Origin of the sequence: Sphingobium sp. (genome assembly GCA_035196065.1) — a bacterium.
Taxonomy (GTDB): Bacteria; Pseudomonadota; Alphaproteobacteria; order Sphingomonadales; family Sphingomonadaceae; genus Sphingorhabdus_B; species Sphingorhabdus_B rara.
In genome coordinates this window covers 2,689,924-2,703,933 of sequence record CP136575.1, presented here as the reverse complement: position 1 = coordinate 2,703,933, position 14,010 = coordinate 2,689,924, and the positions used below count along the sequence as shown (strand labels likewise).

The 14,010-nt window shown below is 58.1% G+C and carries 14 protein-coding genes; 6 read left to right on the top strand and 8 right to left on the bottom strand.

Annotation, left to right across the window (positions count from 1 at the left end; all coding sequences use genetic code 11):
* Positions 1–68: 68 nt before the first annotated feature.
* Positions 69–791: an SDR family NAD(P)-dependent oxidoreductase gene (locus RSE16_13030; protein ID WRH75616.1), complete on the bottom strand. Its 723-nt coding sequence runs from the start codon at positions 789–791 to the stop codon at positions 69–71.
* A 48-nt stretch (positions 792–839) separates the two neighbouring features.
* On the opposite strand from RSE16_13030, the gene uvrC reads away from it, so the two are divergent.
* Positions 840–2,777: an excinuclease ABC subunit UvrC gene (gene uvrC / locus RSE16_13025; protein ID WRH75615.1), complete on the top strand. Its 1,938-nt coding sequence runs from the start codon at positions 840–842 to the stop codon at positions 2,775–2,777.
* Between the two features lie 55 nt (positions 2,778–2,832).
* A complete protein-coding gene (locus RSE16_13020) occupies positions 2,833–3,939 on the top strand; it encodes an AI-2E family transporter (protein WRH75614.1) in 1,107 nt (368 codons plus the stop codon).
* A 9-nt stretch (positions 3,940–3,948) separates the two neighbouring features.
* Here the strand turns inward: RSE16_13020 and RSE16_13015 are convergent, their stop codons facing one another.
* From RSE16_13015 to RSE16_12990, 6 genes are all read right to left on the bottom strand, one after another.
* On the bottom strand, positions 3,949–4,281 hold the full coding sequence (locus RSE16_13015; protein ID WRH75613.1) for a TraR/DksA family transcriptional regulator: 333 nt from the start codon (positions 4,279–4,281) through the stop codon (positions 3,949–3,951).
* Positions 4,282–4,283: 2 nt separating this feature from the next.
* Entirely contained in the window at positions 4,284–4,538 is a 255-nt protein-coding gene (locus RSE16_13010; protein WRH75612.1) for a DUF465 domain-containing protein, read from the bottom strand.
* Positions 4,539–4,637: 99 nt separating this feature from the next.
* Positions 4,638–5,051 (bottom strand): hypothetical protein, encoded by a 414-nt coding sequence (locus RSE16_13005; GenBank protein WRH75611.1) that lies wholly within the window; start codon positions 5,049–5,051, stop codon positions 4,638–4,640.
* 45 nt (positions 5,052–5,096) lie between these two features.
* Positions 5,097–5,759, bottom strand: coding sequence for an endonuclease III (gene nth / locus RSE16_13000; protein WRH75610.1), 663 nt, complete (start codon positions 5,757–5,759; stop codon positions 5,097–5,099).
* Between the two features lie 9 nt (positions 5,760–5,768).
* Positions 5,769–7,220 (bottom strand): succinylglutamate-semialdehyde dehydrogenase, encoded by a 1,452-nt coding sequence (astD, locus tag RSE16_12995; protein ID WRH75609.1) that lies wholly within the window; start codon positions 7,218–7,220, stop codon positions 5,769–5,771.
* A gap of 104 nt (positions 7,221–7,324) precedes the next feature.
* Positions 7,325–8,701 carry a YdiU family protein gene (locus RSE16_12990; GenBank protein WRH75608.1) on the bottom strand — a complete coding sequence of 459 codons (1,377 nt, stop codon included), beginning with the start codon at positions 8,699–8,701 and terminating at the stop codon, positions 7,325–7,327.
* Positions 8,702–8,739: 38 nt separating this feature from the next.
* Here RSE16_12990 and RSE16_12985 point away from each other — a divergent pair, with 38 nt between their 5' ends.
* From RSE16_12985 to RSE16_12970, 4 genes are all read left to right on the top strand, one after another.
* Positions 8,740–9,597: an alpha/beta hydrolase gene (locus RSE16_12985; protein ID WRH75607.1), complete on the top strand. Its 858-nt coding sequence runs from the start codon at positions 8,740–8,742 to the stop codon at positions 9,595–9,597.
* A 2-nt stretch (positions 9,598–9,599) separates the two neighbouring features.
* Positions 9,600–10,748: a glycosyltransferase gene (locus RSE16_12980; GenBank protein WRH75606.1), complete on the top strand. Its 1,149-nt coding sequence runs from the start codon at positions 9,600–9,602 to the stop codon at positions 10,746–10,748.
* A gap of 72 nt (positions 10,749–10,820) precedes the next feature.
* Complete coding sequence (locus RSE16_12975; protein WRH75605.1) at positions 10,821–12,224, top strand: nitronate monooxygenase; 1,404 nt, start codon at positions 10,821–10,823, stop codon at positions 12,222–12,224.
* 57 nt (positions 12,225–12,281) lie between these two features.
* Positions 12,282–12,614 carry a PilZ domain-containing protein gene (locus RSE16_12970; protein WRH75604.1) on the top strand — a complete coding sequence of 111 codons (333 nt, stop codon included), beginning with the start codon at positions 12,282–12,284 and terminating at the stop codon, positions 12,612–12,614.
* On the opposite strand, the gene RSE16_12965 is transcribed toward RSE16_12970, so the two are convergent.
* The gene (locus tag RSE16_12965) at positions 12,611–13,918 is read right to left on the bottom strand and encodes an ammonium transporter (protein ID WRH75603.1); all 1,308 of its coding nucleotides are present in this window, start codon (positions 13,916–13,918) and stop codon (positions 12,611–12,613) included. The two genes, RSE16_12970 and RSE16_12965, sit on opposite strands and share 4 nt — an antisense overlap.
* Positions 13,919–14,010: the final 92 nt, after the last annotated feature.

Here is a 14,010-nt window from a genome sequence, read left to right as displayed (position 1 = left end):
TTTTCAATTAAGTGATATACAAATGTCGCCCTGCTGATTTTCCAGGGTCGAACAGCAACGATCAGCGATCAGAACCGGATCATGATTTTCCGGGCCAGCGCAGGCGAGATGCTCTCAACAATCCGCAACAGCTTTGTCATGCCAACATTCGCCTCTTTGGCATTATTCTCCATCGCCTGGACGATCTCCGCAGCACAGGCCTTTACGCTCATTTTGCGGCTGCCGCGCCCAGCAGTCAGCTTTGTCTCGACAACCGGCGGCAGCACTTCCAGAACGTGGACGTTGCTGCCCTTCATCTGTTCGCGCAGCGCCAGCGTGTAGCTGCGCAGCCCTGCCTTCGTTGCGCAATAGATCGGCCCGCCAGAGCGCGGAGCAATCGCCAGGCCTGATGTGACATTGACGATCATCGCCTCTGGCAGCGCCTTTAGCAACGGCATCAACCCAGCGATAAGGTGGATCGGGGCGTTTAGGTTGGCAAAGATGCAGCGATCATTGTCGCCAAGATCAGGCGCACCCACGCGAAAATCATGATCGCTGCCCAAACCCGCATTGTTGATCAAAATGTCGATAGTGCGTCCCTTGACTGCGTCTAGGACGATATCCGCGCCCGCAGCCGTTGAAAGGTCGGCTGCTATTACCTCATAGCCAGCAGCCTTGGCTGCGGCTATGCGCTCCGGCGTTCGCCCGCTGACAATCAGCTGCGCACCCTTGGCCCGCAATTGCTCTGCCAGTTCGCGGCCGATACCGTCGGTGCCACCGGTCAATAAAATCGTTTTTCCCGCTACTTGCATTTACTCTCTCTCTCGCCCAGCTACAGCCCGTTACCATAAACATTCCCTATGTCCAAAGCTGACCGCCCCGATCTGCCCAATGCCGCATCGCGCTTCAACGAAGAGGCGCAGACCTTTGCCGTGCGCGGCGCTGACCAGCCCGATCTGGAAACGGGCGTCGCTGCGATCCGCAACGTCCTGCGCACGCTACGTACAAAACCAGGCGTATACCGTATGCACGATGCGCGCGGCGATGTGCTTTATGTTGGCAAGGCGCGGGCGCTGCGCAATCGGGTGACCAATTACACGCAGGTCGAGCGTCTGCCCAACCGCTTGCGGCGTATGGTTTCGCTGACGCGCAGCATGACGATTGTCACAACCAATAGCGAGGCAGAGGCGCTGCTGCTCGAGGCGCAGCTGATCAAACGGTATCGCCCGGCCTATAATGTCCTGTTGCGTGACGACAAAAGCTTCCCCTTTATTCTGTTGCGGGCGGATCATGATTTTCCGCGCATTCAGAAACACCGAGGTGCGCGCCGTCACAAGGGTGACTATTACGGCCCCTTTGCCAGCGCCGGTTCGGTCAACACCACGCTCAATGCGCTGGAAAAGCTGTTTCTGTTACGCAGTTGCACCGACAGTTTTTTCAACAATCGCGACCGCCCCTGCCTGCTTTACCAAATCAAGCGCTGCTCGGCGCCTTGTGTGGGCAAGATTGACACGGCCGGCTATGATGAACTGGTTGCCGACGCCAAAGCCTTTCTGGGAGGCAAGTCCATCGCCGTACAGGCCAAGCTGGCAAAGGAAATGGAGGCGGCTGCAGAGGAGCTGGATTTTGAACGTGCGGCGCTTTTACGCGACCGGCTGAAGGCGCTGACCTTCATACAGGGCAGTCAGGCGATCAATGCGCAAGGTCTTGGCGATGCCGATATCTTCGCGCTTGCTGCGAAGCAGGGTCATGTCGGCATCCAGGCTTTCTTCATTCGCGGCGGCCAGAATTGGGGGCATCGTGCCTTCTTCCCCAGCCACACTGCGGAGGCGAGCGAGGAAGAAGTGTTGATGCAGGTGCTCGCGCAATTTTACGAAGAGGTGCCCCCTGCACGCAGCATCCTCCTCGATCGCGGCCTACCAGAAGCTGCGTTGCTGGAGCAGGCGCTGTCGGAAAAAGCCGGGCGGAAGGTTGAAATCTCGGTACCGCAACGGGGTGACCGGGTGCGCTTGGTAAAGCAGGCGTCACGCAATGCGGTTGAGGCGCTCGACCGGCGCTTGGCAGAATCGACAACGCAGGGCAGGCTGCTCCGCGAAATTGCCGATCTGTTCGACCTTGCCGAGCCGCCGCAGCGGATCGAAATCTATGACAATAGCCACATCCAAGGCAGCAGCGCCGTCGGGGCGATGGTCGTTGCCGGGCCGGAAGGCTTCATCAAGGGCCAGTATCGCAAGTGGAATATCAAGCAGGCCGCCACCGACGATGACTTTGCGATGATGCGCGAAGTGATGGAGCGCCGGTTTGGGCGATTATTGGAAGACGATAATGCCGAGCGCGATGAAAGCTGGCCCGACCTCATCCTGATCGATGGTGGCAGGGGGCAGGTTAGTGCAGTCAAGCGGGTGCTCGACCGGCTCGGCATCGAGGATGTTCCTTTCATCGGCATTGCCAAAGGCCCCGATCATGGCCGCGAAGGGCGTGAGGTTTTCCACTTCCCCGATGGCCGTGAGTTGACCTTGCCGGTCAATTCGCCGCTGCTTTTCTATCTTCAACGGTTGCGTGACGAGGTGCACCGCTTTGCAATTGGCGCGCATCGAAGCAAGCGCGCTAAGGCGATCACGGCCAGCCCGCTTGATGAAGTGCCCGGTATCGGTCCTGCGCGCAAGAAGGCGCTGCTTCTGCATTTTGGCACCGCCCGTGCGGTACGTTCTGCGAGCCTTGAGGATCTTCAGAAAGCGCCGGGGGTTTCTGCGGCGGTCGCCCAGACGGTGCATGATTATTATCATGGCGGCGGTTAGGCCGGCCGCACTCTCGGCATGACAGGTCATTGAAACGGCGCTATATCCTCGGGTTATGAGCGATCCCGTAAAGTCTGCAGCCCGGAAACGCAAAACCACACCACCGGAATCGACGCTGTTCGAAGACAGGGTCCTGCTTGGGTTTGTGATCGTTTCGACGATTGCAATGGCGTGGATCAGCTGGCCGTTTTTCGGCGCGATCCTGTGGGCGCTGGTCGTAACCATCGCCTTTGCGCCGGTGCATGACCGACTGCTTCTGATCAACCCGGCGCGGCGTAACAGCGTCGCTTCGGCAACGCTTTTGATGGTGGTGGCGCTGGTGATTGTACCTGCCTTTGCCGTGGGCACGCTGATGGTCGAAGAGGCGCTGCGGACGTATAACTCGCTGCAGTCGCAGGAAATAAACCTCGGCCGACTGCTGCTCAACGTGCAGTCGATCATCCCTGTGCAATGGCAAGGCTATTTCGAGCGCTATGTTGTCTCCGACATTTCCGGTCTGCAACAACGGCTGAGTTCGGTGTTGACCGGCGGTTTGCAGATCATCGCGCAACAAGCGGTGAGTATTGGCCAGCAAGCCTTCAACTTCGCGCTCGCGCTCGGCGTCATGCTCTATCTCACATTCTTTCTCTTGCGCGATGGGCGTTATCTGACCCGCCGTATCGGTGAAGTCGTGCCGCTGCGCGCCGAGCAGCGTAGTGCGTTGTTCGAAAAATTCACGACGGTGATCCGCGCCACTGTGAAGGGCAGTGTGATCGTTGCAATCGTGCAGGGCGTGCTGGGCGGGTTGCTATTCGCGATTCTTGATATTCGCGCCGCCGTTTTGTGGGGCGTGGTGATGGGGCTGCTGGCGTTGATCCCTGCGGTTGGGACCGGGCTCGTCTGGTTTCCGGTCGGCATCTACCTGCTGGTTACCGGCAGTGTTTGGCAGGGTATGGTGCTTTTGCTGTGCGGCTTTTTCATCATCAGCATGGTCGACAATGTCCTGCGCCCGATCCTTGTCGGTCAAGACACACAGATGCCCGATTATGTCGTGCTGATTTCGACGTTGGGCGGTTTGAGTGTGATGGGGATTAACGGCTTGATCGTCGGGCCAGTGATCGCTGCGATGTTCATTTCCGCATGGGAAATTTTCGCTGAAAGCCGTGGGCTGCATCGACACTGACCAAAAAGGTCAGTGCGCCTCGGCCTCGCGCGCGCAATCAATGCACAGTGCAGCCTCAGGAAAGGCGGCCAAACGTTTGTCGCCGACAGGGTTTCCGCACCTTACGCATTCGCCATAGCTGCCTTCGTCAATGCGGGCCAATGCAGCTTTGACCGCAGCGATTTCGGTAGCGAGCAAAGCCTGCTGTTGGGCGAGCGATTCATCATCTTCCCGTTCGGTTGCCTGTTCTTCGAAATCCGCGCTCAACGGTTCGGCAAGATCGGCTTCGATCCGGGCGGAACGACTATCCAGTTCGGAAAGCCGTGCGGCAAGTATAGCCGATGTGTTGGGGTGGCTAGCCATGGTCAGGCCCCCGCCGTCCGGGCCGATGCGATCAGCGCCGAGACTTCATCAAGGATTGAAAGCCGGTCTTTCTTCAAATTTTCCGCGCGCGCATCTGATGCGGCGTCGATCCCGGATTCGATCCGGTGGATCTCGCGGTTCAGCATATGATAGCGATCAGCCAGTTTTCCGAAATGGGGGTTGCCGACTTTCAGATCGTGCAGGATCGTGCCGTCTTGCGGGAAGGCGTCGTGAAGTTCGTGGGCAACATGGGTCATTTTCCGTCCTTGTCTGTTTGTCGTTTGTTTATTCGACAAGGGGATCATGCCACCAATATGGCGGCCTTTATTTGCGCAAGATCAAAGTAGGACGGGCGCTTAGCGCTTTTTCACTTTTTCCATCGGCTGAAACTTGCCCAGACCACAACCTGCGCCTTCCTGCACGCCGCCGCCAAATGCCTGCAGAACGCGAATGGTATCAACGCTGCATAATTGGCTGGTGCTGGTGCGATAGGAAAAACGCTGCTCGAAGCCCAGGCTGGGGCAGCTGTAGGGCAAGGTGTTGCGATAGACCTTTCCGCCGACCATCGTAAAATCGATCGTCTTGTTATCAATGACGCGCGTTGAGCGGATTTGGCTGATCGTGACGCAATCCTTCGCCTTGCCGACGGGGGTGTAGGCAGCAAGCGCCTTGGCGCGCCGGTCGCTCACGCTTTCGCCCGAAATTGCTGCCGTGGCAACGCCGCCGATTGCCAGACTTGCCAGTGCGGCCCAGACTATTTTCTGTTTCATGGCTGTGTCCTTTTATGAGAGGCCCGATGTATATGCGGTTGCAGCTTAACCCGCGCTGACCGATTTGGTAAAGGGCGCAGGGGTTTTGGGTTTGTACCGGCACAGGTCGGCAACCGGGCATCGCCAGCACTCAGGCGTACGCGCCTTGCAAATATAGCGGCCATGCAAGATCAGCCAGTGATGCGCGCCCAGCCTGAACGGACCGGGAGTCTTCTTGTCCAGTGCCTTTTCGACCGCCAACGGGGTCTTGCCTTTAGCCAGGCCGGTTCGATTGCCGACGCGAAAGATATGGGTGTCGACAGCAAAGGTTTCTGCGCCAAAGGCGGTGTTCATCACGACATTGGCGGTCTTGCGCCCGACGCCGGGCAATTTCTCCAGAAGATCGCGGTCCGCGGGCACCTCGCCACCATGGTCACGGATCAGGATTTCGGAAAGGGCGATGACGTTTTTGGCCTTGGAATTGAACAGGCCGATTGTCTTGATATGTTGCTTCAGGCCGTCTTCGCCCAATGCCACCATCTGCTGCGGCATTTTGACCGTTTCGAACAGCTTTTTGGTCGCCTTGTTGACGCCGACATCGGTCGATTGCGCTGACATGACAACGGCGACCAGCAATTGATAGACATTGCCATAGGCCAGCTCAGTTTCCGGCGACGGATTGGCTTCGGCAAGCCGCCGGTAAAATTCGAAAATGTCTGCGGATTTCACTGGGGCTGGCTATTCGGTTGTTCGTGCCGGGGCATCGCCCGAAAAGGATATGGTTTCATCGCGTAAGCCTATACCGATCATGGCCTTGGGATTTTCCGCTTCTGTCGAAACCACTGGATAGGCGCAATAATCCGCGGCGTAATAGGCGCTGGGGCGATGGTTGCCCGATAGGCCTATTCCGCCAAAAGGCGCTGCAGAAGAGGCACCGTTCGTCGGCTGGTTCCAATTGACGATACCGGCCCGGCTGTTTGCCCAGAATTGGTTATACTCGTCGGTGGTGCCGCCGATCAGCGACGCTGACAGTCCATAGCGGGTGTTGTTGGCTTCATGGATCGCGCTGTCGAAATCGGAGACGCGGACGACCTGCAAAAGCGGGCCGAACAATTCGATATCGGGCCGTTCGGCCATGTCGGTCACGTCGATGATGCCAGGCGAAATAAAGGGTCGGTCTTTGATCGGCCGCGTCATGTGGCGCACTGGCCGCCCCCCATGGCTCATCATGGCCAGAAAACTCTCGGTCAGCCCGTCGGCAGTCTCATTATCTATCACCGGTCCCATAAAGGGGGGCGGTTCGCCATGTGGATCGCCAATCACCAATCGGTCGGTCAGCCGTTTCAGTTCGGGCATGAACTGGTCGAACATATCATCCTTGATGATCAACCGTCGCGCTGCCGTGCAACGCTGTCCGGCGCTGAGGAAAGCCGATTGCACCACCAGTACCGCGGCACTGTGCAAATCGCGCGTATCCCACAGGATGATCGGATTGTTTCCGCCCATTTCAAGTGCGAGGATCTTGTCTGGACGCGTTGCAAACTGGCGGTTGAGCGCAATGCCCGTCGTCGCCGATCCGGTGAACAGCAGGCCGTCAATGCACTCATGCGCCGACAGCGCCTTGCCGGTTTCGGGCCCGCCCTGAACAATATTGATCACGCCCTCGCTGATCCCCGCCTTGCGATAGAGATCGACCAGCATCGCACCCACGGCAGGGGTTTTTTCCGAAGGCTTGAAGACGACGGCGTTGCCCGCGATCAGGGCAGGGATGATATGGCCATTGGGCAAATGTGCCGGAAAATTATACGGCCCCAAAACCGCCAGTACCCCATGCGGTTTGTGGCGCAGCGCACTTCGCGTGCCGGGCTTTCCTTCGAAGCGGCGCTGCGACGTGCGGTCGGCATAGGCCTTGACCGAGATATCGACCTTGTTGATCACCGATTCCACCTCGGTGCGCGCTTCCCATAGAGGCTTTCCGGTTTCGCGTGCGATCAGATCGGCGAATTTTTCCAATTCGCCCCGTGTGCGGTTTGCGAAGTGCCTTACTTTTTCAACGCGTTCGCCTAGCGGCTTGGACGCCCAAAGTGGCCATGCTTTTCGTGCAGCAGCAACTGCTGCATCCACGTCGCTGGGTTTTCCCCGCCAAAGCTCAGCGCCGGTAGCCGGCTCATATGAAACCAGTTCGTTCAACGCGCTAACTGCCCTGTCTGGAGCCCGTGGAGAGACACATTTACCATAAATGGCTGCAACCAGCTTTATATCAAGTAAATTCCCGAGCGGAAAGTCGTGTAAAATCAGCGTTCGCGCAACGCGCGGCCATGCTGTCGAATGGCATTCACCTTGTCATGCAGCGGCGTCCAGTCGTCACGCTCGGCAATCGCTGCCCAGATTGTTTCTACCTCATCGATCAGCATCGAACATGTCGGAAGTGAACCGTCTGCATCATCTGTCATGTTCGACTGATAGCTTTCCAGCAGCGCAGTGAAGCCTGCATAATATTCTCCGCTCCAATGGCCGGGAATATGTCCGCCGCGATGCCGAGCGAAAAATTCGGCAATCGGTATGTCCGAATGGATCATCGCCTTTTCCGCTGCCTCAACCAGCGCCCGGTCGGCATCGAAGCCGTTCGTCTTCACACCCAATCGCCATAGGAAGCGCCGCACCAGCGCTGCCTGGAAACGTGCACCATAGCTTTCTAGTGCCTCGACCAGCGGCGCCGAATCGCAGATAAGTCGCAGCGAAATGGCAAGCTGAGCTAGGTTCCAATGCATCGCCTCTGGCTGGCGGGCAAAGGCATATAGTCCGTTCTGATCGAAATAGGCCGCAGTGAAATGGGGGTTCCATGTCGGGTTGAACCGCCAAGGGCCATAATCGAAACTTTCGCCGGTGATGTTGATATTGTCGGTGTTGAGGACGCCGTGGACGAAGCCTGCGACCATGAAGGCGGCCGCTTGGTCGGCGATGCGACCGACAGCGAGCTGCATCAACTGCGCGGCCGGATTTTCTCCCGGTGTTGCACCGTACAAATTGGTCAGCACATAATGCACTAACGCGCTCATTCGTTCGGCATCATCTTCAAAGGCTATGCGCTGGAAGGTGCCGATGCGGATATGGCTGTGGCTCAGTCGTACAAGGACAGCCGATCGGGTGGGCGAGGGTTCGTCGCCGCGCCACAACTCTTCGCCCGTTTCGACCACCGAAAAAGTCTTCGATGTCTCGACACCCAGCGCTTCCAGCATTTCGGTCGCCAGAATTTCGCGAACCGCTCCCTTAAGCGTCAACTTACCATCGCCATCCCTGCTATAAGGTGTGGTCCCCGTTCCCTTGGTGCCCAGATCGAGAAGGCGGTGTTCATGGTCACGCAACTGGGCGAACAAGAAGCCGCGACCATCCCCGATGTTCGGATTATAGACGCGGAATTGGTGCCCATGATAGCGGAGCGCGAGCGGCTCGGGCAAATTGCCTGGCAGCGGAGTGAACCGTCCGAAATGGTCGATCCATTGAGTGTCTGAAAGGTCGTCGAGGCCGACGCTTGCTGCCCAGCGATCATTGCGGAACCGCAAAACGGCCTTCGGGAATGACGCGGCGCGAACGGGATCGCCAATCTGTGCGCCAAGGCTGGCGATTTTCGGATCGGCAAGGTAGGGGGCAGGTAAAGGTTGGAGATTCATCGCCACCGATCTGGAGGCGGAACGCTGGAAAGGCAAGCATGGCCGAATATATTGACGGCTACTGGTGGTCGGGAGACGGTATCCGGTTGCATTATCGCGACTATCCGGGGCCGAAATCGAAGGCACCTGTCATTTGCCTGCCCGGCCTTACCCGCAATGCCCGGGATTTCGAGCCGGTTGCGCAAATGCTGGGTGGCAAGCGCCGCATGCTGGCACTGGAATTTCGGGGGCGCGGCGAAAGCGGTTATGCCAAGGATCCGATGAGCTATGTGCCGCTCAGCTATGTGCAGGATGTCGATGTACTGCTGCGCGAACTGGACCTCAAAAATTTCATTCTGCTCGGCACGTCGCTGGGTGGCATCGTTTCAATGTTGCTGGCCGGGGCGTGGAAGGAAAGGCTCTCCGGGCTGATCCTGAACGATATAGGACCGGAAATCGGCCAGTCGGGTGCAGAACGCATTCGTAGTTATATTGGCCAGGGGCGCAGTTTTGAAACATGGATGCACGCTGCGCGTGCGATGGCCGAAGCGCAGGGGGATATCTATCCCGCCTATGGACTGGAAGAATGGCTGCGATTTGCGAAGCGTGCGTGCAAGCTGGGTGCAAATGGGCGCATAACCTTTGACTATGACATGAAAATTGCGGAGCCTTTCAAGCTTCCCGGCGGCGAAGCTGGCGTTGACCTTTGGCCTGCCTTTGCCGCGCTTGCCGATGTTCCATTGCTCGTCATGCGCGGTGAGAAATCCGACATCCTTGAAAAGACGGTTGGAACCAAAATGATCAAAAAGTCGGAAAAGGCCGCGCTAGCGACGGTGAAAGGCGTCGGCCATGCGCCATCGCTTGATGAGCCTGATGCGCAAGAGGCAATCCTGCAGTTTCTGAAAACGATCAAATGACGATGAGCAAAGTCCGTATTCTCCATCTTTTCAGCAGTTTTGATCTGGGCGGCAAGGAAGCCCGGGCAGTGCGGCTGATCAACCATTTCGGGGACAAGGCAAAGCATAGTATCCTTACGGCGATGCCCACCGCGATTGGCGCTCGCGAGGCGATCGATAAGCGGATCGAGGTAGATTTTCCCGGAGAGGATGCCCCCGCGCTTTACGGCAGGCCTAGCATGGGGCGCTACCGCCGGCTTGGCCAATATATGAAACGCTTCCACCTCATACTCAGCTATAATTGGGGCGCGATGGACGGGGTGATGGCGCGGACGCTGCTCGGCGCGTCAATGGGGCTGCCGCCGTTAATCCATCATGAGGATGGGTTTAACGAGGATGAGGCCGAAACGCTGAACTGGAAACGCAATTGGTTCCGCATCATCGCCTTGCAGCGCGCGGCTGGTATCGTTGTGCCGTCGCGTACGCTTGAAAAGATCGCGAAACAGGCCTGGCATCAGCCACCTGAAAAAATCTACCGCTTTCCGAATGGCGTTGATGTCGATCGTTACCAGAAAAGGCCGCAGCGCGGGGCGTTTCCCGGTTGGGTAAAGCGCGAGGGTGAGATTGTCGTCGGTACCGTTGCAGGGCTACGCGCGGTCAAGAATTTGCCGATGTTGGTCCGGGCGGTTGCGGCCGCGGGGCCTAATATGCGTCTTGCGATTGCCGGCGACGGTCCCGAACGGGCGGCGATTCAGGCAGAGGCAGAAAGGCTGGGTTTTGCCGACCGGCTGATCATGCCCGGCTTTCTGAAGGATCCGGCGCGGTTCATGGCCTTGTTCGATATCTTCGCGTTATCGTCTGACAGCGAACAATTCCCGATCTCGATGATTGAGGCAATGGCGGCAGGCAGGCCGATTGTGGCGACCGATGTGGGTGATATCGCCAACATGATTTCGCGTGAAAATCGCCCTCTTCTTGTGAAGCGCGGTGACGAGGCTGGATTGGCCCAGGCAATCGCCGCATTGGCAGCCAATGAAACGCTGCGCATTGATCTGGGCCATGCGAATTTCGCGCGGGCCTTGGCCGAATATCGCGAGGGCGATATGCTTGCCCGATACCAGCAATTATATGGGGCGACGATGCGGCGCGCCGATTTTGCGCGACAAGATTGAGGCATTCGTCTAGCGATTCTGCTATAGGGGAGACCGTCGGGGGACGGCTTTTTTGTTTAGGGGTAGTCTGCAGTGTTCAAGGGTCTGAAACCCATTATCTATGGCGGTCGCGAAGTCTGGCCTTTGATCGAGGGCGGCAAAGGTGTTGCCGCCACCAACCATGCCAGCAGTGGCGCATGGGCAGCTGCCGGCGGGATTGGCACGGTGTCGGCTGTCAATGCGGACAGCTATGACGATAATGGCGATTTCATTCCGCAGATATTCAAGGGCCGCACCCGTACTGAACGGCATGAAGAACTGGTCGAATATGGCATTCGCGGCGGCATCACCCAAGTGCAACGCGCTTATGACATTGCTGGCCCTGCCGGCGCGATCAACATCAACGTGCTTTGGGAAATGGGCGGGGCGCAACGCATCCTGCACGGTATCCTGGAAAAGACGAAGGGGCTGGTAACCGGCGTCACCTGCGGCGCAGGCATGCCCTACAAGCTTTCCGAAATCGCGGCGCAATATGGTGTCTATTACCTGCCGATCATCAGTTCGGCCCGTGCCTTCCGTGCGCTGTGGAAGCGTGCGTATCACAAGGTTCCCGAATGGCTGGGCGCAGTGGTCTATGAAGACCCTTGGCTTGCCGGTGGCCATAACGGTCTGTCGAACGCCGAAGATCCGACCAAGCCCGAAGATCCCTATCCGCGGGTCAAGGCGCTGCGCGATACGATGCGCGCTGAAGGGATCAGCGATGAAGTGCCGATCGTGATGGCCGGTGGTGTCTGGTATCTGCGTGACTGGAATGACTGGGTCGATAATCCGGAACTTGGCCAGATTGCCTTCCAGTTCGGTACCCGTCCACTGTTGACGCAGGAAAGCCCGATCCCGCAGGGCTGGAAAGACCATCTTACCAAGATCCCCGAAGGCGGCGTGCTTTTGCACCAATTTTCGCCAACCGGTTTCTACTCCAGTGCAGTTATCAACCCGTTCCTGCGCCATTTGCAGTCGCGGTCTGACCGGCAGATTCCCTATTCGACGGAGCGTGCAGGCGATCACACCGCGCAGCTCGATTGCGGCGTTCGCGGCAAGAATTTCTGGGTCACGCCGCATGATCTGCAACGTGCGCGTGAATGGGATGCACGGGGCTTTACCACGGCACTTAAAACGCCGGACAACACGCTGGTGTTCACGGCCCCTGATGAAGCCAATGTCATCCGCAAGGATCAGGCTGAGTGCATGGGCTGTCTGTCGCATTGCGGTTTTTCATCGTGGAAAGACCATGACAATAATTCGACGGGCCGGCTTGCCGATCCGCGCAGCTTCTGCATTCAGAAAAGCCTGCAGAATATTGCCCATGGCGAACCGATCGACGAAAATCTGATGTTTGCTGGCCATTCGGCTTATGAATTCGGACGTGATCCTTTCTATTCGAACGGCTTTGTCCCGACCGTAAAGCAGTTGATCGACCGCATCCTGACGGGCGACTGATTTACCAAAAATTGATCCTCGCGGCCCTATACAAAGGCTCTCCGCGAGGGCCATTTCATGGGTTTAGCAACAACAGCGTATCGACGCGTCGAGCCTGCTCGGCTTGAGCAGCGTGCCGTTCCGCGTCAATCGGTACTGGTCAAAGGCGCGAGCGTCAGCCGTGCTGGCCGGAAACCGATCACGGCCGAGCTGGAAGATATATCGGTTTACGGCTGCCGCCTCGCAATCGCCGACAATTTTGTAGAAGGGGACCGCCTCTCGCTGCGCCTCCCCGCTGGCGAGATGATCCGGGCTTCGGTCATATGGCATCGCGATGGGAAGCTCGGCTGTCGTTTCGACAGCCGGCTTGACCGCAGCGTCTTCCGTTCGCTTACGCTGATGCGGGGTTAATCAAGGTCCCAGGCGCGTTCGCCATGGCTCGAAATGTCGAGGCCATCGCGCTCTTCCTCTTCGCTGACCCGCATCGGGAAGATCATCGACACCATATAGCCTACGATCAGCGTCACGACCGCGGAATAGACGCCGACAATGCCTACGCCCTTGATCTGCGCCCAAAGCTGGCTGCCCATGCTCATGCCTTCGGCATAGCCGTTGCCGCCAAACGACGGGGCTGCCAAAATGGCGAGCAATATCGATCCGATGATCCCGCCGACACCATGGACGGCGAACACATCCAGCGAGTCATCGATCTGCAGTCGACCCTTAACAAAATGGACCGCGTAAAAGCAGACAAGCCCGGCCAACGCACCCAAGATGACCGCGCCCAAAGGCCCGACGGAGCCAGCTGCCGGAGTGATCGTCGCCAGCCCCGCAATCGCGCCAGTGGCAAAGCCGACGGCAGTTGCCTTGCCGACTTTCATCTTTTCCAGCAGCAGCCAGACAAGGGCAGCGACCGACGCGGCCAGATGAGTGACGATAATCGCGGTTGCCGCACCATCGTCATTTGCTGCGAGCGCCGATCCGCCGTTGAACCCGAACCAGCCGACCCAGAGCAATCCAGCGCCAGCGACCGTCAAGGCGGGGCTATGCGGGAGCATCAGCGTCTTGGGAAAGCCGATCCGTTTGCCCAGCATCAGCGCGATTACCAGTGCGGAAACGCCTGCCGTGGTGTGGACCACGATGCCGCCGGCAAAATCGATCACGCCCTGTTCGGCAAGAAAGCCGTTGCCCCAGACCCAGCGCGTGACGGGCACATAGACCAGCAGCGACCAGAGCGCGCTGAACGCAACGACCCAGCCAAAGCGGGCCCGTTCCACCCATGCGCCAACGATCAGGGCAGGGGTGATGATCGCAAAGGTCATCTGGAACAGGCCGAACACCAGTTCGCCGATTGTCTGCCCGTCGCGCATCGCGAACATGTTCGAGAACATGACATTCTGCAGGTTGCCGATCACCGAACCACCGGTTGTTGAAAAAGCGAGGCTGTAACCCACAACAATCCAGATCAGCGACGTGATCGCCGCAATCGCACCGCATTGGATGAGCACGGAGAGGAAATTTTTGGCGCGAACCAATCCGCCATAAAACAGCGCAAGGCCAGGGATCGTCATCATCAGCACCAGCGCGGATGCGGTGAGCACCCAGGCTGTATCGCCGCTATCGGGTGCGGCCTCTGCCACCACTTCCTGCGCGAGCGCCGGGTCGGCAAGTGCCAGTGCCGTAAAAATTGCTGTAGCCTTGATTGCGTGACGCATGACTTCTTTTCCCCCGTAAAACGCTCCGCGAACGTCGTCGTCTAAGCCAGCAAATTGCTGTGTTCAAACCTTAAATGACTGCATTGGCGATA

Bases quoted from the DNA above. Each gene is read 5' to 3' on its own strand.
- RSE16_12985 (WRH75607.1), top strand. From the start codon at position 8,740: ATGGCCGAATATATTGACGGCTACTGGTGGTCGGGAGACGGTATCCGG.
- RSE16_12980 (WRH75606.1), top strand. From the start codon at position 9,600: ATGAGCAAAGTCCGTATTCTCCATCTTTTCAGCAGTTTTGATCTGGGC.
- RSE16_12990 (WRH75608.1), bottom strand. From the start codon at position 8,701: ATGAATCTCCAACCTTTACCTGCCCCCTACCTTGCCGATCCGAAAATC.
- RSE16_12965 (WRH75603.1), bottom strand. From the start codon at position 13,918: ATGCGTCACGCAATCAAGGCTACAGCAATTTTTACGGCACTGGCACTT.
- RSE16_13015 (WRH75613.1), bottom strand. From the start codon at position 4,281: ATGGCTAGCCACCCCAACACATCGGCTATACTTGCCGCACGGCTTTCC.
- RSE16_12970 (WRH75604.1), top strand. From the start codon at position 12,282: ATGGGTTTAGCAACAACAGCGTATCGACGCGTCGAGCCTGCTCGGCTT.
- RSE16_13005 (WRH75611.1), bottom strand. From the start codon at position 5,051: ATGAAACAGAAAATAGTCTGGGCCGCACTGGCAAGTCTGGCAATCGGC.
- RSE16_13030 (WRH75616.1), bottom strand. From the start codon at position 791: ATGCAAGTAGCGGGAAAAACGATTTTATTGACCGGTGGCACCGACGGT.
- RSE16_13010 (WRH75612.1), bottom strand. From the start codon at position 4,538: ATGACCCATGTTGCCCACGAACTTCACGACGCCTTCCCGCAAGACGGC.
- RSE16_13020 (WRH75614.1), top strand. From the start codon at position 2,833: ATGAGCGATCCCGTAAAGTCTGCAGCCCGGAAACGCAAAACCACACCA.
- uvrC (WRH75615.1), top strand. From the start codon at position 840: ATGTCCAAAGCTGACCGCCCCGATCTGCCCAATGCCGCATCGCGCTTC.